Here is a 19,281-nt window from a genome sequence, read left to right as displayed (position 1 = left end):
ATATTATGCTCTGTGATGTATCACTTTTCATGATACGAACTCATGAAAAGCAATTAGCTTATAAATAACCCTATATCAAGCTAAATATTAAATTCTAGACGAACTGTCCATACCTTAAATCTAGCGTTCTAATTACATACCGTAAAATCACATGAGCTCAGTGATGAGTAAATGATTGTGAATATAGTAAATGAGTGGCACATTGCCACAGCCGTAAATGGCAATGAGATTAATGTGAGGATTGTTCCTCATGTGCGTAAACAAAACTCTCTCGATGGATATCGTTGGGTTGAAGTTGGTAAAAAAATTCAACTTCAGTCTGGTGAAGAAATTGAGCTAAACCAAGATGGAAAAAGCTTCTATGCTGGTTTTAATCAACTTTATCGTTTAAATACATATTGTTGATAACACATGGCACTAAAGCAAGAAAACCTATCTCTTTTAAAGGAGATAGTTTTTTTTATATTTATAGAGTATAGAAATAATTAAAACTATAAAAAAGTAAAGTCTAAGTAAATTTTGAAATTATTATTTTAACTATATTTAATAACTTAATTAACCTGCTCGCCAGAACTGACGGCCCATAACCTTAAAGTTTTTACCGTTCTCTTCAGTTACACGGCGGTCTCTAAATTTTTCATTTAAGCTATGCAAAATTAAAGAACCATCTGCCTCTTTAAAAATTTGTTTAATCATTCCTTCACCAGCGAAATAAACAGCATAAATCTCACCATCAATGACTTCAGTCTGAGAAATATCAATGCCAACCAAATCCCCATCTTTAATGTAATCGGTCATGCTATCGCCTTTGGCTTTAATAATCCGCATACATTCTTGAGGAACGCGCTTTTCTTTAAAAAAAGAAGCAGGAAAAGGAATTTTTCCATTAATTGCATCAAAATGAAATTCGATTGATTCACCTGTACCACAAGAAAAACTTGCTTCAACCACATCAATCCAAAGATATTGGTCTACTGCATCATGACTTACCACAGTAGGACTAAACACATCACTTTCTTTAAAAGAATCTTCTGAGTTACCAGTGGTAAGCCAATAAGCATCTACACCTAAAAACTGTGCAATAAGTGGAAGAAAAGCAGATTTTAAGTTCTTTCCCGATTCTAAAGCTTGGTAGGCAGGCTGAGACATTTTTACTGCTTCAGCAACTTCTGCCTGAGTTTTCTTAGCTTTAATCCTTGAATCTTTTAAACGGTCTTTAAGAGCCATAGTGATCGCACCAGCTAATTTATAACAAATATATAACTTAAGTTATATCTAGTAAAACAACTATAGTTATTGACTAATAATAACTATAGTTATATTATCAGTTGTAAGGAACCATTGATAGTATGACCTAAATATTTTACTTAAATATATTTTTAATTTTTATCAATGGCTTAGTAAGTAGTGATTATTATTCTGCCTCAATGGACGACAGAATATAAAAAATGGCGATAGTGAATCAGTGATAGAGATCAGCTATTAAAAACAAAAAATGAAATAAAAAAAGCCCGATTCCGTGGATCAGGCTTAATGTTCGTCGATAAAGGGTATCAAGAACATGAAGAATCTAACAAAGAATTTAATGACTCACAAAAGTTTCCGATATATGGCAGCATGTTATGTCAAATTTTTGGTCAAAAAAGTGAAGCAATTCATCAACTTTACTCTTTTTTCTTGTTCTTATGCCAATGCTTAAATGCTGGTAAAAGGTCTATGAGATTGAGCGATTTTATTTAAATAGTTTCTCTAAAAAGGTATTAAATAACATTGGTTTATAAAATTTTATCCTTTTAGAGCGTGTGAGGATTGAGTTATGGGAAAGTTTTTAACGACTGATGGATTAGTGACTGCTTTTAATCTCTATGGTACGGCCATGATGATTGCTTTAGCTGTGAGTTTAGTCGTAGCAGTGGTTCTAATCATGCGTTTTCCTCGTTCACCTCAAGAATGGGTAGTCGGTTTGATTTGTACGATTGTCTCAAGCTTGACAGGTGGCTCATTCATTATCATGAAATGGAATTTGCATGAATGGGTAACAGATATATGGGGAATGATTACTTTAGGTGGATTCTTCTTTATTTGTGGATTACCTGGCTGGGCGATTGTGAGGTGGATATTTAACTTCATTAATAAACAAGAAGGAAAAACTATTGTTGAAGTGATGAAAGACTTAAAAAAAGCAAAAGATGATATTCAAAATTAATATCTAACAGTAGGTGATATAAATGAGGACAGTCCTATGAATATTGAACAATATTTAGATGCACTTATAAAACGTGAAGGTGGATATGTAAATGACCCATTGGACTCTGGCCAAGCGACAAAATTTGGAATTACTCAAGCAGTTGCTCGTAGTTATGGATATCAAGGTGAAATGACGGATTTACCTTTAGAAATTGCTAGAGAGATTTATAAGAAACAATATTGGCTTGAACCACGATTTGATCAAGTTAATTTAATCAGTCCCACTACTGCTGAAGAACTATTTGATACTGGAGTAAATTGTGGAATCAACTTTACAAAACCGCTTCTGCAACGGGCTTTGAACTTGTTAAATCGCCAAGGAAAAGAGGGCTGGACAGATCTTAAGTTAGATGGGGAATATGGACCATCTACATTGCAGGCTTTATCAATGTATATTGATAAGCGCGGTCATGAAGGTGAGGAGGTACTCGTACGTCTCCTTAATATTATGCAAGGTCAGCGCTATATTGAAATTACAGAAAAGAATCCAAAATATGAGCAATTTTTTTTCGGATGGATTGCCAATCGTGTGAGCTTATAAAAAGACCAACTTGCTAAAGCTGTTTTAAGCAAAAGGGCTGTAAAGCACTTAACAAGTTGGTCGTTTTTTGTTTGGTTTATATAAATAAAACTACTTTACTGAGTAATAAGTAAAATCGCTAAAAGGAAGAAAATACAGCCACTCACTTTATTTAGTTTTGCAAAATTATTCCCAGCGAGCATTTTCTCTTTAAAAATTGAAGAAAAATTGGCATAGACTAAATGAATTAAAAAACCAATAAAGCAAAATGTTAGAGATAAAACTAAAAACTGATTTAATATTTCTTTTTTAATATCAATAAATTGTGGAAAAAGTGCGATAAAAAAGACAATTGTTTTGGGATTCAGTAGTGATGCAAATAATCCCTGATAGAAAAGTTTTGATTTCTTTACACCTTTCTCGTCATGTGCAGTTTCTAGTAAATCTTGAGTAGGGGACTTTTTGATAAAGTTTTTATAGCCTAAGTACATCAAGTAAAAGGCTCCAATAAACTTTAAAACAGTAAAGATAGTGGGATTACTGGTAATAATAAGCCCAACACCACTTGCAGAAATTACAGCGATAATAAACATACCAATGATTAAACCACTAATACCGAATAAAGCTGTTCGTACACCATAATTGATTGAATTTGTTACTGTAAATAAAACGCCTGGTCCGGGGCTGGATAACGTGAGAAAAGCAATGGTTATAAATACTAAAAGACCGTTCACGTGGTTACTTCCTGTTTATCATCAACATATTAAGCTGCACGCGTACTTTAAAGTAGAAGAGATAATATGTATATACAAGTTGTATATTTTATAAAATAATAAAATATTTTAGTAATTCATCAAAGTGACTATGAAGCTTATAGTAAGCCTTAAAAATCTATAGAAGAAAAAATTTTCAGAGTGTAGAAAAATGAGATATATCTAATGAATATATCAATATTAAATCAATTAAATTTATTGTAAATAGTATTTAAAATCAATAAATAAGAAGATGGCGTCTGTGATCGAAATGAGTAAAAAATCAATTAATCGAGATAGAGATTGCAATTCGATAAGAAGCGTGTATAGTCGACTATAACTACAAAAATATTCTTGTTAACCTAAATCTTTCTTTTCGCAGTTTTATTTATAATCCTCCGTATTTTATAAGAAATTTAAGTAAACGCATATTTTTGAGTTTAATTGGTTTCTCCAATAACAAATGATAATTTTTTAAAAGTTAGGATTAATTTATGTCTAATACTACTGGTACAGTAAAATGGTTTAATGAAACTAAAGGTTTTGGTTTTATTCAATCTGATGAAGGTAAAGATGTTTTCGCACATTTTTCTGAAATTCAAACACAAGGCTTCAAAGTTCTTTTAGAAGGCCAACGTGTTCAGTTTACTGTGACACAGGGTAAAAAAGGCCCACAAGCATCAAATATCACTATTGTGAATAATGCTTAAATTTATATAATTTGATGATTTTATTGGGTTATCTTTAGAGTAAATTGCTCAAGTAATTTTTAAAAATCATTAATTTAGTTAAAAAACCCACTTCTTCCTTTGTGGGTTTTTTTACATGAACAATCAAATAAGTTGATTATTTTATTTATATAATATAAAAATTAAACTTATGCTTAAAAAGTTAAATCAATAATTGGTATAAAAATGGATATTTGTATTGGCGGTATTTTAAATGGCAAAGTTTGCAAAAATAACGAAAATTATTTTAGTGCGGGAAATCCTCACTCAGATGAAGTAACTCAATATGAGAAGCAGTATTTTCATTTAAATGGGAAGCTTTTATCTTTTTGGGTGTGTAGTGACATAAAATTTCAAGAAGCGTTAAAAATTGCCGAGAGTTTTATTAAAAAATAAGAAAGATTTTTAAGTTAATTTTAATTAAAAGCACTTTAAATTTAACGACTCAATTTCTCAAATGAGATAAGCTAAATATTATTTTTAATTACATATTTTTAACAATTTAAGTTATTTTGTTATTCATAAAGTCATGAGTGAAGAGTACTCTTAACTCAGAATATAACTTTGTTGTAAAATTAAACTTAATATTTATAAAAGTTTATTAAATTTATATAGTTTTAACGGTCTATGACTTAAGTCATAAATAATATTTCTTTTTGTAGTATATCTAAAGGAAGGAAATAACTCTAAATGTTGAATATAGTACAGCCTAATATTTGCTTTATTGGCAGCAGTAACTTGTCTTTAGCTTTGATTGGAGGTTTAGTTTTAAAGGGATTTCAAAAAGAAAAAATTAATCTTATAGAGGAAGTAAAGTTTGATAATGAAATCATTCTCAAGCAAAAGCAGCATGAGGTAAAAAAGGCTGATATTGTTGTTCTGTTACTAGATCCCAAAAACTTAAAAGCCATACTAGCGCCATTAAAAAAATGGTTAGTAGATAAAACTATAGTGTCGATGATGGCTGGGGTGAATATTAAACAACTTATGAGTATGACGGGCTCACAAAAAATTATACGAATTATTTCTAACCCCCCAGTATTAACTTATAGCGGTACACATGTGCTGATTGGTTCTGAATACTTGGAACCTTTAGATAAAGAGGTCATTGAGGTAATTTATTCAGCAACAGGTAAGACGTATTGGGCGCATTCTGAATCAGACGCTGATGCGATTATTGCGCTATCAGGTTCAGGGCCAGCTTATTTCTTTTATATTCTCGACAGTATGATCAAAACAGGTACGGCTATGGGTTTAGATAAGCAATTTGCTTTAGATCTAGCACTACAAGCTGCATCGGGTGCTGTGGAAATGGTACGTAAAAGTAACGTTCAGCCAAGTGAGTTATGTGGAAAGGTGACATTGGCTAATGGAATCACTGAATCTGCATTACGGATGTTTGAATTAGGTAATCTTTCTGATGATATTCGACTCGCTTTAAAAGCAGCGTATCACCGTAGTAAAGAAATAAGTGCAGAGATTAACGCTGAAATTATCAAACACTAGTTTTTATTTCTAACCAAGTACCTTTTAACCCTGAAATAACAAATTGTTGAAAGGTACTTGATACAGTCACTTTAACCATGTGCTTGCTGAATAAACATTTTAGTGTATTTAATCTTAACGAAAGCTCTTCTAAATTCACTTTGTAACTTCAAACTTTTAAATCAATGAAGTTTAAGAAAATATTCCCAAATAATAAAGCCGATGCCAAACCCTAACATTGAGTAGAGAGTAATAATAAATAATACAAAACTAGCTTTATTTTTCTTTCTCAAAAAATTCATGTTAGCTACCTCGTGTCTAGATATGTACCATCATGAACAGATGCGATGTGTAATCATAGATACAGAGTTTTTTTAAAAAAATATAACAGATAAGATGATTGTTATAATTTACTCATTAATTAAGTTTTTCTTAAATTTTCAGAGAGGTAAGCAATAGTAATAATATGCTGTAGGGCAATTAAGACGATATTTATTTTTAAATTTTAATGACTTTTAGAGGCGAAATGATCGATAGTCATAAAGTATATTTTTTGAATTAATTAGAAATTATACATTCAGTAGGTCGTAATCTTGATAAAAAATCTAGGAATTTATTTATATATTGTGATGGGGAAGTTTGCCTAATTTAAAAGTTGACCTTTTGAGACTTAAATTTTAGAGGATAAATTGCTACCCTTGCGCGTGAAATTAAGGTGAGACTATGAAATTTATATTCCTCTTTATGAGCGCTATCACACTTCCATGTTATGCGGCATCAGAAACAATGGAGATTCACTATTGTCAGCTTGTGAAAAATGCTGCAAAAGGAGTGATGGATGCAAGACAGCATGATGTACCAGTGATTGAACTACAAGAGATTGCGAGTCATCTTGAAGAAGTAGAGGCAAAGCAGTTGTATCAACAGCTTATTGATACAGCATATTCTTCAAAGTTATTTGAAGATCCTTTGACTAAGACAAAAGCTGTCGAAGACTTTCAAACGGCATGGCATGAAAAATGTTTAATCAAAAGTTCTATAAGCTGAACTTACATGTAAATCGAACCTACTCATTGAGTAGGTTTTTTATTTCAACTAACTAAATAATTTAAAAAAATGCTGCATCGGATACTATAAAAATAGGTGTCGCATTCCACTATCTTTATAGCTCATTTAGCTTTTATGACATGATTATTAAACGGTTGTGCATCGCAAAATGTTTACAACAAATAAAAGGCTAATTATGTCTTCTAGTTATTAATAGTACTCATTATAGGCAAAATTTGTAGTTTGTTTTTACTCTTAATTTGATCTTAAGGCTGGAACTCTTAGATATGGGCGAATCAGTAAGTATGTTTGGAGAACATACAATGATAAGTCATGAAAGTTTATCTAAAAGTTTAAGTAAAGTTCCGGAAGTCACTTTGCTATTCTGGATCATTAAAATTGCTGCCACAACTTTGGGCGAGACAGCTGGAGATGCGCTATCTATGTCCCTGAACTTGGGGTATGTAATTAGTACAGCCATTTTCGCGGTGATATTTGCAGTTTTTGTTGGCTTGCAAATTAAAGCTAAGAAATATAATTCATTTTTTTATTGGGCGACTATTATTGCTACGACCACGCTCGGAACCACAATTGCCGATTTTGTTGACCGAACTTTAGGCGTGGGCTATGCAGGGGGTAGTTTAATATTACTTATTTTATTAGGCGTCTCTCTGTTTGTTTGGTATTTAAGTTGCGGCACAATTTCGGTAAAAAGCATTCAGTCTGCTAAAAGCGAAGCTTTTTATTGGTTAACTATTATGTTCTCTCAAACTTTAGGGACAGCATTAGGTGACTGGACTGCAGATACCCAAGGGTTGGGCTATACGAGCGCGGCTTTAATTTTTGGTACTTTATTATTGGTATTAGCAATTTGTTATTTTTATACCAAAATCTCAAGAACATTATTATTTTGGTTAGCCTTTGTTCTTACCAGACCCCTAGGTGCAGTATTGGGAGATTTCCTCGATAAACCCATTGCACATGGTGGGTTAGAGCTAAGTAGATTTAGCGCATCTTTCGTTTTGTTGGCTTTTATTGTGATTTGTTTAACTGTCTTTAAACCTAAAGCAGTACAGACAGCTCATTAAATTAACTCTTAAAAAAGACCGCATTACTCTGTTGGGTGATGTGGTTTTTTTATTTGGGGCTAGATTTCATCGATATTTAAGAGACTTTACGTGTTATCCACCAAAATAATAGCGCCAAACAACTAACACTTGCACCGAGTGTACATACGCCCAGCCATCCAGCATAAGCATAAGTAACAGTTGTGCTAATTGCACCTAGCCCACTTCCTACCGCGTAAAAGAGCATGTATAGCCCAACGAGCCGACTATGCGCTTCTGGATGAGTACGAAAAATCATACTCTGGTTGGTCACATGCAGAGCTTGTCCACCTAAATCTAACAGTACTATGCCAATTATGAGCGCCAAAAGTGAGTAGTCCATGAGCGAGAGTGGTACCCATGCGCTTAGCAATATTAAGAGTGCTATGGCGCTTGTACGTTGAGCATAACCGTGGTCAGCCCAGTGCCCAGCTCGTGCGGCAACTAATGCACCTACAGCCCCGACAAGCCCAAAAGCCCCAATTACAGTGTGCGAAAAACTATATGGTGGTGCACTTAACGGCAGTACCAACGCGCTCCAAAAAATATTAAACGCCGCGAACATGAGTAAAGCTAAAACACCGCGTACTTGTAGAGTTTTCTCTTGGCGAAGCAGTTTGAGCATTGATGTTAAAAGCTGTAGGTAGCGCATGTTAACTGGCTGAGTTTTTAAATGAGGAAGGCGTTTCCAAAGTGGCAACGCAAGGATGAGCATAAGTATTGCTGCGCAAAAGTACACACCACGCCAACCAGCAATATCGCTAATTCCTCCTGAAAATATTCGGGCAAGCAGTAAACCTATAAACACACCACTTTGTGCAGTACCTACTACATGTCCTTGCTCATGTGGGGCAGCAGTACTTGCAGCATAAGCAATTAGTCCTTGAGTCATGGCTGTGCCGAGTAAACCGACAGCAAGCATTCCTGCCAATAGAACACTTACAGAATGAGCAAAGGCAACCACGAGCAATGCGGATACTAAAGCCAGTAATTGTAGGGTCATTAATCGACGTCGATTTACAAGATCACCCAACGGTACTAGAAACAATAGGGCAAGAGCGCAGCCAATTTGTGTGGCTGTCACTACACCGCCTATTGAGGCATGGCTAACATTAAAGTCTTTAGCCAATATGTCGAGCAAAGGCTGCGCGTAATAGACATTTGCCACACTCGCACCACTGGCTATAGCAAACAGCAAAATTACGCCACGAGGCATGCTTGAAAGCGGTTTATCACTTTTGGCGTGTGAAGTAGAAGATGCAAGAGAAGCTTTCATGGCCTAAATCCATTTAATCTAGTTTTAAAATGCAACTAGTTGAATGTTAAGTCTACTAGTTTTAAAATGCAACTGGATGGCTTGTTACTGATTATTGATAAGGAAACTCAATGACGAACTCTACATTGTTAAAAGATGAGCCTTGTCCTGTTGCGCGCTGCGTCAACCTTATAGGAGACCGATGGTCACTGCTTATTGTGCGTGATGCTTTTGATGGAATGCGCCGTTTTAAAGATTTTCAGCAGAGCTTAGGAGTGGCTAGAAATATTCTTTCTGATCGACTGAAAAAGTTAGTAGATGCTGGTGTTCTTGAAATGCAAGATGCTTCTGATGGTACGGCTTATCAGGAGTATGTGTTGACTATTAAAGGAGAAAGTTTGTTTCCAGTAGTGGTAGCTTTACGACAATGGGGAGAGCATAACTTATTTGAAAGTGGTGAGCGTCATTCTCTATTAATTGATAAAAATACAGGTCAGCAAATTCCATTTATGGCACCCGTTGGACAAGATGGAAAAGTGCTCAGAGGTTCAGATACTCAAGTACAGAAAATTAAATGAAATATTGTTAATACTTTATTTTAGGCGTAAAAAAGCCCTTGCTCGAAAGCTAAGGGCTTAGTCATTCATTGATCTAGCAATGAACTATATAAGGCTCATCTCATACTAAGGCTAGTATATATGAAATTGAGTCAATAAAGAAGGTAGTAGTGTCTTTACAGTTATAAAAGGTTCTAACATAGATTTTGAGTACTAATAGCTAAAAACCACCTAATTTTCTCAAATTAAGTGGTTTAAATTTTGGAATATGGGCATAGGCTGGAACTTACTTCCAGCCAAACAATTAGCTGTTATTTAATGAGCTTAGTAAATTGTAGACTTCATCTGACAAGATCAATTTGGAAGCACCAATATTTTCTTCTAAATGAGCTACCGATGATGTGCCAGGAATTAATAAGATATTAGGCGATCGTTTTAATAGCCAAGCTAATGCGACTTGTTTCGGAGTTGCACTAAGATCATTTGCTATAGCAGATAATGTATCTGATTGAAAAGGTGTAAAACCACCTAGCGGAAAAAAGGGTACATAACAAATTCCTTTCTTAGCCAGTTGATCAATTAATACATCATCTTGACGATTGAACAGATTATATTGGTTTTGTACACAAGCAATATCTGTGATTTTCTCAGCTTCAATAATTTGAGCTTCTGTAACATTGCTTAATCCAATATGTTGAATTAAACCTTCTTCTTTTAATTTAGCTAGTACAACAACTACTTCCTCAATGGAACCTTCAGAAGGCATCATGGGGTTAAACATTGCTCGAAAGTTTACAACATCTAAAGTTTGTAGACCCAAATTACGCAAATTATCATGTACATCTTTTTCAATTTGTTCTGCAGAAAAAGCTGGTAGCCAAGAAGCATCTTCTCCTCGCTTTGCTCCAATTTTTGTGACAATGGTAAGATCATCTCGATAAGGATATAGAGCCTCTCGAATGATTTGATTGGTTATGTGAGGACCATAAAAATCGCTGGTATCGATATGATTAATACCTAACTCGATGGCGGTTTTTAGGACATTTATTGCAGCATTTTTATCTTTTGGTGGTCCAAATGCATGGTGACCTGCCAGTTGCATTGCACCATAGCCCATTCTATTTACAATTTTATTTCCAAGTTTGTATGTATCGGATAGATTTATAAGATCGGACATAAGTTTTCCTCAGACTTTACTTTCAATATTGTTAAAGATAAAGTTTATGAAGAATCCTTCACATTTAGAATTCGCATTTTATGTCTATAAATAAAACTGCTCTGAAGCCACGAAAATCACCAGTTCAGGCGCGTTCAACAGCAACAATAGAAGTTCTTCATGAAGCAACCATTCAGGTTTTACTCAAAGAAGGAATTGTAAAATGTAATACCACACGTATTGCTGAAAGAGCGGGTGTATCAGTTGGTAGTATTTACCAATACTATCCAAACCGAGATTCTTTATTAGCTGCAGTTTTGCAACGTCATCTTGATAGCGTTGCTGAAAAAATTGAAGAGCTTTGCCTGAAATATGAAAAGACTTCAATTAAGACCCTAATCTCAGCTTTAGTCGATGAAATAATCTTGGCAAAGTTGAGTAATCCTGAGGAATCAAAGGCGCTATATGCTATTTCAGGAGAAAGAGGGGGATTGGATCTTTCAAAGCGAATGAATGACCGTATGTTAGCTGCTATTTCAAATTTATTGGAGAGTGCTTCGGATATTGAGTTTGATGATAGTCAGATCGTCGCTGAGTTTGTTTTAGGTGCAATTATGGGATTAATAAGAAGAGTGCTTGAAAATCAGGTAACAGATAAAGTGGAGCAGGTATTAGAGTCTCATTTAAAATTAATGGTCGTTGCTTATTTACAACAAATTGGACATATAAAGAATTAAAAAATTTTAATCTGACAAATATAAAAGCTTTTTTTGTATGGAAAGAAGAGTGATAAAACCTCTCTAAATTTATACATAGCCAATAAAAAAACCACTTAATTCTTTCGAATTAAGTGGTTTTTGAATTTTGGAGCGGGAAACGAGACTCGAACTCGCGACCCTAACCTTGGCAAGGTTATAATAATTATTAAATAACAATAACTTGAAATTTAATGGAGCCGAAGTGGTGTCGAATAATTTTTTACAATTTTATATCTCTTTACTATATGATTTTATCAAAAATTAATCAGAAATTTAATATATGAAAAACTTCTTGATTTTTGCACTCTCAATAGTAGGAATTTTTTTATTATGCTTGGGTTTATCTTTTATTATTAAAAGAACAATTGGTCTAGATGGAGATTATTTATCTGCATTCGCAACAATAGTTGCCGCATTGGTAGCATTTTATCTTTTTAATGATTGGCGTGAACAACATCGTCTCCATAATTTAGAATCACTTAAATTTTCATTAAATCAGGGGTTTATAGAAATGGACTTGGCTTATAATGAGCTACGAATTTACTTATGTGATCCTGATACCCAAAAAAATATCAGTTTGAGTCAATATGCATTGATTAACAATAAGTTAGATCTAGCTATTGAATCATTTTGCTTAGACCTTTGTCATTACGAAAGAATCATAAAAGAATTAAATATAAATAAAGAAAAATTAAATGCTTTACCTATTGATGTTCAAGAAAAATCTTTAAATTTATATCAAATCCTTAACCCTGGATTTATGATTAACGATTTTTATAAAATGGTTGAAGAGTTACAACCAATTTTGATGTCTAGAACTATATATTCTGAATTTAAAGTATTGAAAATAAATGTTAATACAGATATTCAAAAAATTATTCTAGATTATTTAAAAAAATAAAGGTGCATAAGGCACCTTTTAATTTTTACGTCTCGACTGCCGTTGCTGCCTTTGTCTATTTAAATTTTCAAGGATAGGAATAACTTCATTTGGATCGTAAAGATGCTTGCCATCAGCCCCTTTATTGAATGGACGAAGCTCATCAATAATTAATTTTCGAGACAGGCTATAGCGATCCATTAACCATGCTGCTGTAACTGGAATGGTTGCTAAAGCTAAATAACTAAAATATCTTTTAATAATAAAAGTCGTTTCATGTAATAATCCAAATGTAATGATTAAAATAGTTGGAAATGGGAAAGGTATAATACAAATGAATAAATTAATGCTTACTTTATTGGTATTATTTTGTGGGGTGGCTCATGCAGAGTGCAAGACTGCTAATGTATATTCTGATATAGAGTGTTATGAGAAACAGTTAAAGACTGATAAAGCTAATATGAATAAAATTTACAGTAAATTAGCTTCAAACTTGGATAGTGAAGGGAAGGCCAGTTTGGAAAATTCCCAAAAAGCTTGGATTGATTATCGCACAAAGCAGTGTTCTGGATTAATGGGATATTATGGGTCTCAAGCAATGGGGGCAGGCTCTCGTTTAATTATTTTGAGTTGTGAAGCGGATAAAACAAAAGAGCGTCTTAATGAACTTAAAAATTTGGATCTTTAAAGTAGGTTCGAAAAATAGGAATTAACTCTGTGAATAAAATCTTAATAATATTAACTATGTTTATTTCAGTTCAAACTTTTGCTCATGAAAACCCAGATAGAATGGGTCAATGCTTTGTGGTTGATGGAAAGAATCTTACTAAACCTTGTATTGTATCTTCTGGTGGTGGTACTGGAGGATTGTATACAGCTTTAAGAATTGGCAAGCAAAACTTTTTAATTGAAGAATCTACTATGGATTCAGATAGTGATGAACGTCCAATATTCATGGGTAAAGATGATGATCATGTGGTGGATGCAGTTAATTATTATCGGGATGGTACAACCAAAAAATTGATTAAAAATTATAAAGATGATTCATGGTCATGTTATAGCCAAATTAAAGGCAAGCTAGACGCTTGTTACCGAATTCGTTAATTTTTCTGACTTTAAAACTATTTTGGTATTTCTTAAAAACTTGAGTAAGAGGGCTTATGAATCAAATTCTAGTATTATCCTTTTTATATTTTTAGCAGGTTGTAGCGATAAAGATCCAAACAGTAAGCCTATATATGGCAAGGAATATGGATTGCCTGCTAATTGTAGGGCTTATATTCAAGTTGCTATAAATCAGTGGAAAAAAGGAACATACGATACTGAAACTACAATGGATGCTATTGAGCGAAATTGTGGTGAAAATGGGGAGCTTTGGAACTATAAGCCCAAATAAAGTACCCTAAGATACTCTAGAGCTAATTTACTGTTATTTGTTTTATAATTGAGAAGCAATAAAAAAACCACCTAATTCTTTCGAATTAAGTGGTTTTTGAATTTTGGAGCGGGAAACGAGACTCGAACTCGCGACCCCAACCTTGGCAAGGTTATGCTCTACCAACTGAGCTATTCCCGCAATGTGAGCACATTATAGAGTGTTTCATTAAAGTGTCAACACTCTTGTGATCTAATTGAACGTTTAATCAGCACGACGCCAAACTGTACCTTGACGTGTATCTTCAAGTACCACACCTTGGTCGAGCAAAGACTGACGAATACCATCTGCTTTCGCAAAGTCTTTAGCTTTTTTCGCATCAACACGTTGTTGAATGAAATCTTCAATTTCAGCATCAGACAAAGCAAGCGCTTCTTGTCCAATATCTGATTTTAAGAAATCATCTACATTGTGTTGTACCAAACCTAAAATGTTGGTGAGGTGACGTAAAGTCGAATAAAGCACAGTTGCTTGGTCAGCTTGCTCTTCTTTTACGGCACGGTTTAACTCTTTGTTGAGTTCAAACAATACTGCCATTGCTTCAGCCGTATTGAAATCGTCACACATTGCGTTGTTAAAGCGTTCAATAAAACTTTGATCAAGCGTTTCAGTTGTCTTTTGACCATATACTTGTTGATAAGCTTTAAATGAATGATAGAAACGAGTTAAAGAAGTTTTTGCTTCTTTTAGCGCTACATCAGAGAAGTTCACAGGGCTACGGTAGTGTGAAGACACAATAAAGTAGCGAATCACTTCAGGGTGGAACTTCTCCATTACATCACGAATCGTGAAGAAGTTGCCTAAAGACTTAGACATCTTTTCACCATCAACGTTAATAAAGCCAACATGCATCCAGTAGTTCACATATTGCTCACCAGTTGAAGCTTCACTTTGAGCAATTTCATTTTCATGGTGTGGGAACATTAAATCAGAACCACCACCATGAATGTCAAAGTGATTGCCTAAGCAGCAAGTCGACATTGCAGAACATTCGATGTGCCAACCCGGACGACCATTACCCCAAGGAGATGCCCAAGATGGTTCGTTTTCTTTTGCATGTTTCCAAAGTACAAAGTCAAAAGGGTGTTTCTTCTCAACTTCTACATCGACACGTTCACTTGCACCAGCTTGCATATCATCTAGCTTACGGCCAGAGAGGCGACCATATTTTTCAAATTTGGTCACTTCAAAATAAACATCGCCGTTTGAAGCTGGGTAAGCAGCGCCTTTATTGACTAAATTGCCAATCATATTTTGCATCTGATCGATATATTCAGTCGCTTTCGGTGCTTCATCGGGTGCAGCACAACCTAAATTGGCTGCATCTTCATTCATAGCATCGATGAAACGAGTGGTGAGCTGTTGGATGGTTTCACCATTTTCTTGAGCACGTTTGATGATTTTGTCGTCAATATCAGTAATATTGCGAATGTAGCGAACATTCCACCCTTGACTACGTAAGAAACGAATAATGTAGTCAAATGCAACCATAACTCGAGCGTGCCCGATATGACAGTAGTCGTAAACGGTCATACCGCAGACGTACATATCGATGTGACCTTCTTTGCGAGGTACAAATTCAACTTTTTTTCGTTGCTCAGAGTTATATAAAACAAATGGTTGCATAAGGGTTTTCAAACACTCAACAAAAATAGTGTTACATCATAACTTATGCATCATTTTTAAAAAAGTTTTATGCATTAATTTTATAAGCTTGTGAAATCTTATACATTTAAAAACGTGTAACTGATTGAGTTATGCTAGAATGCCCCCAAATCTTTTGATTAAAATCACCGATCTCAATAGAGAGATCAGATCAATTATTTTGAGTCACACTCGTATGCCTAATCCTACAGATTTCCAAAGCAGTGCATTAGCTACATTGCGCATTGAGCAACAAGCCATAGATGTATTAGCAACACAAATTGATGACCGTTTTAACCGTGCTTGCGAAGTACTGTTGCAGTGTAAAGGTCGTGTTGTGATTACAGGTATGGGTAAATCTGGGCATATTGGTCGAAAAATGGCGGCGACATTTGCCTCTACAGGGACGCCATCTTTCTTTATGCATCCTGGTGAAGCAGGCCATGGCGATTTAGGTATGCTGGTTCGTGGCGATGTGCTTATTGCAATTTCCAACTCTGGAAAAAGCGATGAAATCATGATGCTCATGCCACTGATTAAACATCTTGGCGTACCTATGATTACGATTAGCCGTACTGATAAAGGCCCAATGCCACAAAATGCTGATATTGCTTTAACTTTAGGTGAGTCTGATGAAGCTTGTCCTTTAGGTTTGGCACCTACATCAAGTACGACGGCAACACTAGTGTTAGGTGATGCTTTGGCCGTTGCATTACTTGAAGCACGTGGTTTTACTGCTGATGATTTTGCTCGTTCGCATCCAGCAGGCGCATTGGGTAAGCGTTTACTTTTACATGTAAAACATTTAATGCATACAGGCGATGAACTACCAAAAGTTTCGCCAGAAACCCCAATGAATCAAGTGCTTTATGAAATTTCGAATAAGCGTTTGGGTTTAACGACGATTGTTGATGAACAAGATCATTTGCTCGGTATTTTTACAGATGGGGACTTACGTCGCCTCATTGATAAACAGCAAGGTTTTGATGTGAATTTACCTGTTTCTGATGTGATGACAAAAAAACCGTCAACTATTTCTCAAGAAGCACGTGCTGTAGAAGCGTTACAACAGCTTAACCAGAAAAAAATTAGTCAGTTTGTGGTGGTCGATGACCAAAACAAAGTGATTGGTGTAATTAGTATGCATGACCTTATTCAGGCAGGGGTGAATTAATTCATGGCATCGTATGCATTGTTAGAACAAGCACGTCATTTACAGGCATTGGTTCTGGATGTTGATGGTATCTTGAGCGATGGCTTTGTTACATTAACCAATACGGGTGATGAAATTAAATCATTCGATATTCGTGATGGTTTAGGCATGAAACTTGTTCAAAAAGCAGGTATGAAAGTCATTATCATTACTGGTCGAAAAAGTAATATCGTTGACAAACGCATGTCTGATTTGGGTGTAGACCTTGTTTTTCAGGGTCGTGAAGACAAAGGCTCAGCACTTCGCGAAGCTTGTGCACAGTTTAATATTTTGCCTTCTGATTGCTTGTATATGGGCGATGATTGGCCTGATCTTTCGGCTTTTTCGATTGCCGGAATGAACGTTACTGTGCCAAATGGACATGAAGAAGTACGTCGCCGTGCACACTTGGTTACCCAAGCGATGGGTGGTCGTGGAGCTGTACGTGAAGTCTGTGATATGTTGCTGATCGCAAAAGGCATTTACCAAGAACTTCTTGAAAAATATCTTGCAGTACCGCATTAATAACAAGATTACTTAAAAAGGTAGGCTATTCCTGCTCATGGATACCAGAGTTTTATATATTGTTGCTGTAGTGGTTGCTGCTGTAAGTGGTGGTTACTACTACTATAGTGGCAAGGCAAAAAAACTGGACATTGGTTCGGCGAAGAATATGACTTATTCGGCGCAGGGCGTCCATTTGACTCAAACTGATGACAAAGGCAATTTGTATGTTCGTGCTGAAGTTCGTCAGCTTGAACAGGATATGCAACAAAAAACGTCGAAGTTGGATCAACTTAATGCCTCTATGTATAAATTAGGTAAAGTTGATGCAACATTCTTTGCTAAACAAGCTTATGGCTATGATGATAATCAAAAGGTTGTCTTATCGGGTGATGTGGTTGCAACTAAGATTGCACCTCAAGGAACAATTGAGTTTCAAACCGATCAGTTAACTGCCTATCCAAAAAACAGAGATATTGAAACAAATCATCAAGTGATTGTTCAGTCTCCACAAGGCGAGTTTGTGAGTAAAGGATTAAAAGGCAATTTGAATAACGGTCAGTACGAATTTTTTAATATTCGAGGAAAGTATGCACCAAAGTCTTAATTTAAAACGTTCTTCAGCTTTCCTAAAACAAGCTGCGGTAATTACATTCGTTGCTTTAACATCTGCTTCGACGTTTGCTTTGCCGTCTGACCGTAATCAACAAATTTCATTGGTTGCAGACCGCGCAACATATAATGAAAAAACTGGTTTGACGACTTATACCGGTAATGTTGTGATTGAGCAAGGTACGATGAAGCTACAAGCAGATTCGATTGTTGCTAATCTTAACTCGAAACGTGAAATTCAGGTTATCACTGCAAAGGGTAGACCTGCTAAGTTTCAGCAGCAAGTGAACGCGAATAAAGGCTTAGCGCGTGGTGAGGGTCAGACCATTGTTTATAATGCTGATACTGGCATTATTACTTTGTCTGGTGGTGCATATTTATATCAAGATGGTTCAAGTATTCGTGGTAACTCTCTGAAATATAGTATGAATAAAGGTGATGTCGAAGCTCAAGGCTCTTCTTCAAACCGTGTACAAATTATTATTCCACCGTCAAGTTCAAAAAGTTTCCCAGGAGCGCGTGACTAATGCAGCAAGCTCTTCAACAACCGCAAACTTTGTGTATTAAGCACTTAGCAAAAAACTATAGTAAGCGTTGGGTAGTTAAAGACGTCTCTTTTAGTATGCAAAGTGGACAGATTGTTGGTTTGCTTGGTCCTAATGGTGCTGGTAAAACGACGAGCTTCTATATGGTCGTTGGACTGGTACGCATGGATAAAGGCGAGATCCATCTTGACGACTTAGATATGTCCGATTTGGCGATGCATGAGCGTGCACGTAAAGGTATTGGTTATTTACCTCAAGAAGCCTCTATTTTTAGAAAACTGACAATTGCTGAAAATATTATGTCGATCTTAGAGACGCGTAAAGATTTGAATAAACAGCAACGTCAACAACGTCTTCATGAGTTATTGAATGACTTTAAAATTAGTCATATTAAAGATTCATTAGGAATGAGTGTATCGGGTGGTGAACGTCGCCGTGCAGAGATTGCGCGTGCTTTGGCAGCAGACCCTAAATTTATGCTTTTAGATGAACCATTTGCGGGTGTCGATCCAATTTCAGTCGGTGATATCAAAGACATTATCCAGACCTTAAAAGATCGTGGCATTGGCGTACTCATTACAGATCATAACGTTCGTGAAACTTTAGCAATCTGTGAGCGTGCATATATCGTGAGTGAAGGCTCAGTGATTGCAGAAGGTACGCCACAAGAGATTTTAGACGATGAACAAGTTCGTAAAGTCTATTTGGGTGATGATTTTACAGTTTAGTTAAAGCCACTAATCTGTTTGGTTAAAAAGAGGTCAAGGCCTCTTTTTTCATTTTTGGAGGTTTTGTAAATAAAAACAATAATATATACCACTCATTTAATAAAAAAATAATGTGTGATTTATTCGGCCA

26 protein-coding genes and 1 tRNA gene are annotated in these 19,281 nt (G+C 35.3%); 19 read left to right on the top strand and 8 right to left on the bottom strand.

Annotated elements, in window-relative coordinates; translation table 11 throughout:
• Window positions 1-171: 171 nt before the first annotated feature.
• On the top strand, window positions 172-405 hold the full coding sequence (locus tag MSG95_RS04140; protein WP_002119938.1) for a hypothetical protein: 234 nt from the start codon (window positions 172-174) through the stop codon (window positions 403-405).
• Window positions 406-555: 150 nt separating this feature from the next.
• Here MSG95_RS04140 and MSG95_RS04135 read toward each other — a convergent pair whose 3' ends face one another.
• Complete coding sequence (locus MSG95_RS04135) at window positions 556-1,227, bottom strand: XRE family transcriptional regulator (RefSeq protein WP_019457418.1); 672 nt, start codon at window positions 1,225-1,227, stop codon at window positions 556-558.
• 589 nt (window positions 1,228-1,816) lie between these two features.
• Between MSG95_RS04135 and MSG95_RS04130 the strand changes: the two genes are divergently transcribed.
• Both MSG95_RS04130 and MSG95_RS04125 read left to right on the top strand, forming a co-directional pair.
• Entirely contained in the window at window positions 1,817-2,206 is a 390-nt protein-coding gene (locus MSG95_RS04130) for a hypothetical protein (RefSeq protein WP_019457416.1), read from the top strand.
• A 36-nt stretch (window positions 2,207-2,242) separates the two neighbouring features.
• Window positions 2,243-2,788, top strand: a complete 546-nt coding sequence (locus MSG95_RS04125) for a glycoside hydrolase family 108 protein (RefSeq protein ID WP_077164551.1) — start codon at window positions 2,243-2,245, stop codon at window positions 2,786-2,788.
• A gap of 95 nt (window positions 2,789-2,883) precedes the next feature.
• On the opposite strand, the gene MSG95_RS04120 is transcribed toward MSG95_RS04125, so the two are convergent.
• On the bottom strand, window positions 2,884-3,501 hold the full coding sequence (locus MSG95_RS04120) for a LysE family translocator (RefSeq protein ID WP_004702682.1): 618 nt from the start codon (window positions 3,499-3,501) through the stop codon (window positions 2,884-2,886).
• Window positions 3,502-4,013: 512 nt separating this feature from the next.
• On the opposite strand from MSG95_RS04120, the gene MSG95_RS04115 reads away from it, so the two are divergent.
• From MSG95_RS04115 to MSG95_RS04105, 3 genes are all read left to right on the top strand, one after another.
• The gene (locus tag MSG95_RS04115) at window positions 4,014-4,229 is read left to right on the top strand and encodes a cold-shock protein (protein WP_004702680.1); all 216 of its coding nucleotides are present in this window, start codon (window positions 4,014-4,016) and stop codon (window positions 4,227-4,229) included.
• A 204-nt stretch (window positions 4,230-4,433) separates the two neighbouring features.
• Window positions 4,434-4,643 carry a hypothetical protein gene (locus tag MSG95_RS04110; protein WP_077164550.1) on the top strand — a complete coding sequence of 70 codons (210 nt, stop codon included), beginning with the start codon at window positions 4,434-4,436 and terminating at the stop codon, window positions 4,641-4,643.
• 294 nt (window positions 4,644-4,937) lie between these two features.
• A complete protein-coding gene (locus MSG95_RS04105; RefSeq protein ID WP_004702676.1) occupies window positions 4,938-5,753 on the top strand; it encodes a pyrroline-5-carboxylate reductase family protein in 816 nt (271 codons plus the stop codon).
• A gap of 161 nt (window positions 5,754-5,914) precedes the next feature.
• On the opposite strand, the gene MSG95_RS04100 is transcribed toward MSG95_RS04105, so the two are convergent.
• Entirely contained in the window at window positions 5,915-6,034 is a 120-nt protein-coding gene (locus MSG95_RS04100) for a hypothetical protein (protein ID WP_004702673.1), read from the bottom strand.
• Between the two features lie 421 nt (window positions 6,035-6,455).
• Here MSG95_RS04100 and MSG95_RS04095 point away from each other — a divergent pair, with 421 nt between their 5' ends.
• A complete protein-coding gene (locus tag MSG95_RS04095) occupies window positions 6,456-6,779 on the top strand; it encodes a hypothetical protein (protein WP_004702672.1) in 324 nt (107 codons plus the stop codon).
• 323 nt (window positions 6,780-7,102) lie between these two features.
• Entirely contained in the window at window positions 7,103-7,867 is a 765-nt protein-coding gene (locus MSG95_RS04090; protein ID WP_077164578.1) for a hypothetical protein, read from the top strand.
• Window positions 7,868-7,943: 76 nt separating this feature from the next.
• On the opposite strand, the gene MSG95_RS04085 is transcribed toward MSG95_RS04090, so the two are convergent.
• The gene (locus MSG95_RS04085) at window positions 7,944-9,161 is read right to left on the bottom strand and encodes an MFS transporter (RefSeq protein WP_077164549.1); all 1,218 of its coding nucleotides are present in this window, start codon (window positions 9,159-9,161) and stop codon (window positions 7,944-7,946) included.
• Between the two features lie 110 nt (window positions 9,162-9,271).
• Here MSG95_RS04085 and MSG95_RS04080 point away from each other — a divergent pair, with 110 nt between their 5' ends.
• Window positions 9,272-9,718: a winged helix-turn-helix transcriptional regulator gene (locus MSG95_RS04080; protein WP_077164548.1), complete on the top strand. Its 447-nt coding sequence runs from the start codon at window positions 9,272-9,274 to the stop codon at window positions 9,716-9,718.
• A 283-nt stretch (window positions 9,719-10,001) separates the two neighbouring features.
• Here MSG95_RS04080 and MSG95_RS04075 read toward each other — a convergent pair whose 3' ends face one another.
• On the bottom strand, window positions 10,002-10,874 hold the full coding sequence (locus tag MSG95_RS04075; RefSeq protein WP_077164547.1) for an aldo/keto reductase family oxidoreductase: 873 nt from the start codon (window positions 10,872-10,874) through the stop codon (window positions 10,002-10,004).
• Between the two features lie 80 nt (window positions 10,875-10,954).
• On the opposite strand from MSG95_RS04075, the gene MSG95_RS04070 reads away from it, so the two are divergent.
• Window positions 10,955-11,590 carry a TetR/AcrR family transcriptional regulator gene (locus MSG95_RS04070; protein WP_077162549.1) on the top strand — a complete coding sequence of 212 codons (636 nt, stop codon included), beginning with the start codon at window positions 10,955-10,957 and terminating at the stop codon, window positions 11,588-11,590.
• 301 nt (window positions 11,591-11,891) lie between these two features.
• The gene (locus tag MSG95_RS04065) at window positions 11,892-12,512 is read left to right on the top strand and encodes a hypothetical protein (protein ID WP_077164546.1); all 621 of its coding nucleotides are present in this window, start codon (window positions 11,892-11,894) and stop codon (window positions 12,510-12,512) included.
• Window positions 12,513-12,530: 18 nt separating this feature from the next.
• On the opposite strand, the gene MSG95_RS04060 is transcribed toward MSG95_RS04065, so the two are convergent.
• Window positions 12,531-12,692: a hypothetical protein gene (locus MSG95_RS04060; protein WP_171262287.1), complete on the bottom strand. Its 162-nt coding sequence runs from the start codon at window positions 12,690-12,692 to the stop codon at window positions 12,531-12,533.
• Window positions 12,693-12,825: 133 nt separating this feature from the next.
• Between MSG95_RS04060 and MSG95_RS04055 the strand changes: the two genes are divergently transcribed.
• The 3 genes from MSG95_RS04055 to MSG95_RS04045 are packed head-to-tail and all read left to right on the top strand — an operon-like array spanning window position 12,826 to window position 13,887.
• Window positions 12,826-13,179 (top strand): lysozyme inhibitor LprI family protein, encoded by a 354-nt coding sequence (locus MSG95_RS04055; RefSeq protein ID WP_077164545.1) that lies wholly within the window; start codon window positions 12,826-12,828, stop codon window positions 13,177-13,179.
• Between the two features lie 29 nt (window positions 13,180-13,208).
• Window positions 13,209-13,595, top strand: a complete 387-nt coding sequence (locus tag MSG95_RS04050) for a hypothetical protein (RefSeq protein ID WP_077164544.1) — start codon at window positions 13,209-13,211, stop codon at window positions 13,593-13,595.
• A gap of 40 nt (window positions 13,596-13,635) precedes the next feature.
• Window positions 13,636-13,887, top strand: a complete 252-nt coding sequence (locus MSG95_RS04045; RefSeq protein ID WP_228144394.1) for a kynureninase — start codon at window positions 13,636-13,638, stop codon at window positions 13,885-13,887.
• A 104-nt stretch (window positions 13,888-13,991) separates the two neighbouring features.
• On the opposite strand, the gene MSG95_RS04040 is transcribed toward MSG95_RS04045, so the two are convergent.
• A tRNA-Gly gene (locus MSG95_RS04040) sits at window positions 13,992-14,067 on the bottom strand.
• Window positions 14,068-14,130: 63 nt separating this feature from the next.
• Window positions 14,131-15,552, bottom strand: coding sequence for a cysteine--tRNA ligase (gene cysS, locus MSG95_RS04035; protein WP_032064088.1), 1,422 nt, complete (start codon window positions 15,550-15,552; stop codon window positions 14,131-14,133).
• 214 nt (window positions 15,553-15,766) lie between these two features.
• Here cysS and MSG95_RS04030 point away from each other — a divergent pair, with 214 nt between their 5' ends.
• The 5 genes from MSG95_RS04030 to lptB are packed head-to-tail and all read left to right on the top strand — an operon-like array spanning window position 15,767 to window position 19,151.
• Entirely contained in the window at window positions 15,767-16,744 is a 978-nt protein-coding gene (locus MSG95_RS04030; protein WP_019457396.1) for a KpsF/GutQ family sugar-phosphate isomerase, read from the top strand.
• A 3-nt stretch (window positions 16,745-16,747) separates the two neighbouring features.
• Complete coding sequence (locus MSG95_RS04025; RefSeq protein ID WP_039250639.1) at window positions 16,748-17,287, top strand: KdsC family phosphatase; 540 nt, start codon at window positions 16,748-16,750, stop codon at window positions 17,285-17,287.
• A 37-nt stretch (window positions 17,288-17,324) separates the two neighbouring features.
• Window positions 17,325-17,873, top strand: a complete 549-nt coding sequence (gene lptC / locus MSG95_RS04020) for an LPS export ABC transporter periplasmic protein LptC (protein WP_004702654.1) — start codon at window positions 17,325-17,327, stop codon at window positions 17,871-17,873.
• The gene (gene lptA / locus MSG95_RS04015; protein WP_004702651.1) at window positions 17,857-18,405 is read left to right on the top strand and encodes a lipopolysaccharide transport periplasmic protein LptA; all 549 of its coding nucleotides are present in this window, start codon (window positions 17,857-17,859) and stop codon (window positions 18,403-18,405) included. The genes lptC and lptA overlap by 17 nt, the downstream gene beginning before the upstream one ends.
• Window positions 18,405-19,151 carry an LPS export ABC transporter ATP-binding protein gene (gene lptB / locus MSG95_RS04010; RefSeq protein WP_077162546.1) on the top strand — a complete coding sequence of 249 codons (747 nt, stop codon included), beginning with the start codon at window positions 18,405-18,407 and terminating at the stop codon, window positions 19,149-19,151. The genes lptA and lptB overlap by 1 nt, the downstream gene beginning before the upstream one ends.
• Window positions 19,152-19,281 lie beyond the last annotated feature (130 nt).

The organism is Acinetobacter sp. IK23 (assembly GCF_035615275.1).
GTDB lineage: Bacteria > Pseudomonadota > Gammaproteobacteria > Pseudomonadales > Moraxellaceae > Acinetobacter > Acinetobacter seifertii.
Note: the sequence above shows the minus strand (reverse complement) of the source record. Positions and strands in the feature narration are given on the sequence as shown.

Excerpts from the sequence above, each read along its gene's own strand:
- MSG95_RS04115 (WP_004702680.1), top strand. The coding sequence starts at position 4,014 with ATGTCTAATACTACTGGTACAGTAAAATGGTTTAATGAAACTAAAGGT.
- MSG95_RS04055 (WP_077164545.1), top strand. The coding sequence starts at position 12,826 with ATGAATAAATTAATGCTTACTTTATTGGTATTATTTTGTGGGGTGGCT.
- MSG95_RS04030 (WP_019457396.1), top strand. The coding sequence starts at position 15,767 with ATGCCTAATCCTACAGATTTCCAAAGCAGTGCATTAGCTACATTGCGC.
- MSG95_RS04100 (WP_004702673.1), bottom strand. The coding sequence starts at position 6,034 with ATGAATTTTTTGAGAAAGAAAAATAAAGCTAGTTTTGTATTATTTATT.
- MSG95_RS04135 (WP_019457418.1), bottom strand. The coding sequence starts at position 1,227 with ATGGCTCTTAAAGACCGTTTAAAAGATTCAAGGATTAAAGCTAAGAAA.
- MSG95_RS04090 (WP_077164578.1), top strand. The coding sequence starts at position 7,103 with ATGATAAGTCATGAAAGTTTATCTAAAAGTTTAAGTAAAGTTCCGGAA.
- MSG95_RS04105 (WP_004702676.1), top strand. The coding sequence starts at position 4,938 with ATGTTGAATATAGTACAGCCTAATATTTGCTTTATTGGCAGCAGTAAC.
- MSG95_RS04075 (WP_077164547.1), bottom strand. The coding sequence starts at position 10,874 with ATGTCCGATCTTATAAATCTATCCGATACATACAAACTTGGAAATAAA.
- MSG95_RS04065 (WP_077164546.1), top strand. The coding sequence starts at position 11,892 with ATGAAAAACTTCTTGATTTTTGCACTCTCAATAGTAGGAATTTTTTTA.
- MSG95_RS04125 (WP_077164551.1), top strand. The coding sequence starts at position 2,243 with ATGAATATTGAACAATATTTAGATGCACTTATAAAACGTGAAGGTGGA.
- MSG95_RS04110 (WP_077164550.1), top strand. The coding sequence starts at position 4,434 with ATGGATATTTGTATTGGCGGTATTTTAAATGGCAAAGTTTGCAAAAAT.
- MSG95_RS04070 (WP_077162549.1), top strand. The coding sequence starts at position 10,955 with ATGTCTATAAATAAAACTGCTCTGAAGCCACGAAAATCACCAGTTCAG.
- MSG95_RS04130 (WP_019457416.1), top strand. The coding sequence starts at position 1,817 with ATGGGAAAGTTTTTAACGACTGATGGATTAGTGACTGCTTTTAATCTC.
- MSG95_RS04060 (WP_171262287.1), bottom strand. The coding sequence starts at position 12,692 with ATGGATCGCTATAGCCTGTCTCGAAAATTAATTATTGATGAGCTTCGT.
- MSG95_RS04140 (WP_002119938.1), top strand. The coding sequence starts at position 172 with ATGATTGTGAATATAGTAAATGAGTGGCACATTGCCACAGCCGTAAAT.
- MSG95_RS04025 (WP_039250639.1), top strand. The coding sequence starts at position 16,748 with ATGGCATCGTATGCATTGTTAGAACAAGCACGTCATTTACAGGCATTG.
- MSG95_RS04085 (WP_077164549.1), bottom strand. The coding sequence starts at position 9,161 with ATGAAAGCTTCTCTTGCATCTTCTACTTCACACGCCAAAAGTGATAAA.
- lptA (WP_004702651.1), top strand. The coding sequence starts at position 17,857 with ATGCACCAAAGTCTTAATTTAAAACGTTCTTCAGCTTTCCTAAAACAA.
- MSG95_RS04095 (WP_004702672.1), top strand. The coding sequence starts at position 6,456 with ATGAAATTTATATTCCTCTTTATGAGCGCTATCACACTTCCATGTTAT.
- lptC (WP_004702654.1), top strand. The coding sequence starts at position 17,325 with ATGGATACCAGAGTTTTATATATTGTTGCTGTAGTGGTTGCTGCTGTA.
- lptB (WP_077162546.1), top strand. The coding sequence starts at position 18,405 with ATGCAGCAAGCTCTTCAACAACCGCAAACTTTGTGTATTAAGCACTTA.
- MSG95_RS04080 (WP_077164548.1), top strand. The coding sequence starts at position 9,272 with ATGACGAACTCTACATTGTTAAAAGATGAGCCTTGTCCTGTTGCGCGC.
- cysS (WP_032064088.1), bottom strand. The coding sequence starts at position 15,552 with ATGCAACCATTTGTTTTATATAACTCTGAGCAACGAAAAAAAGTTGAA.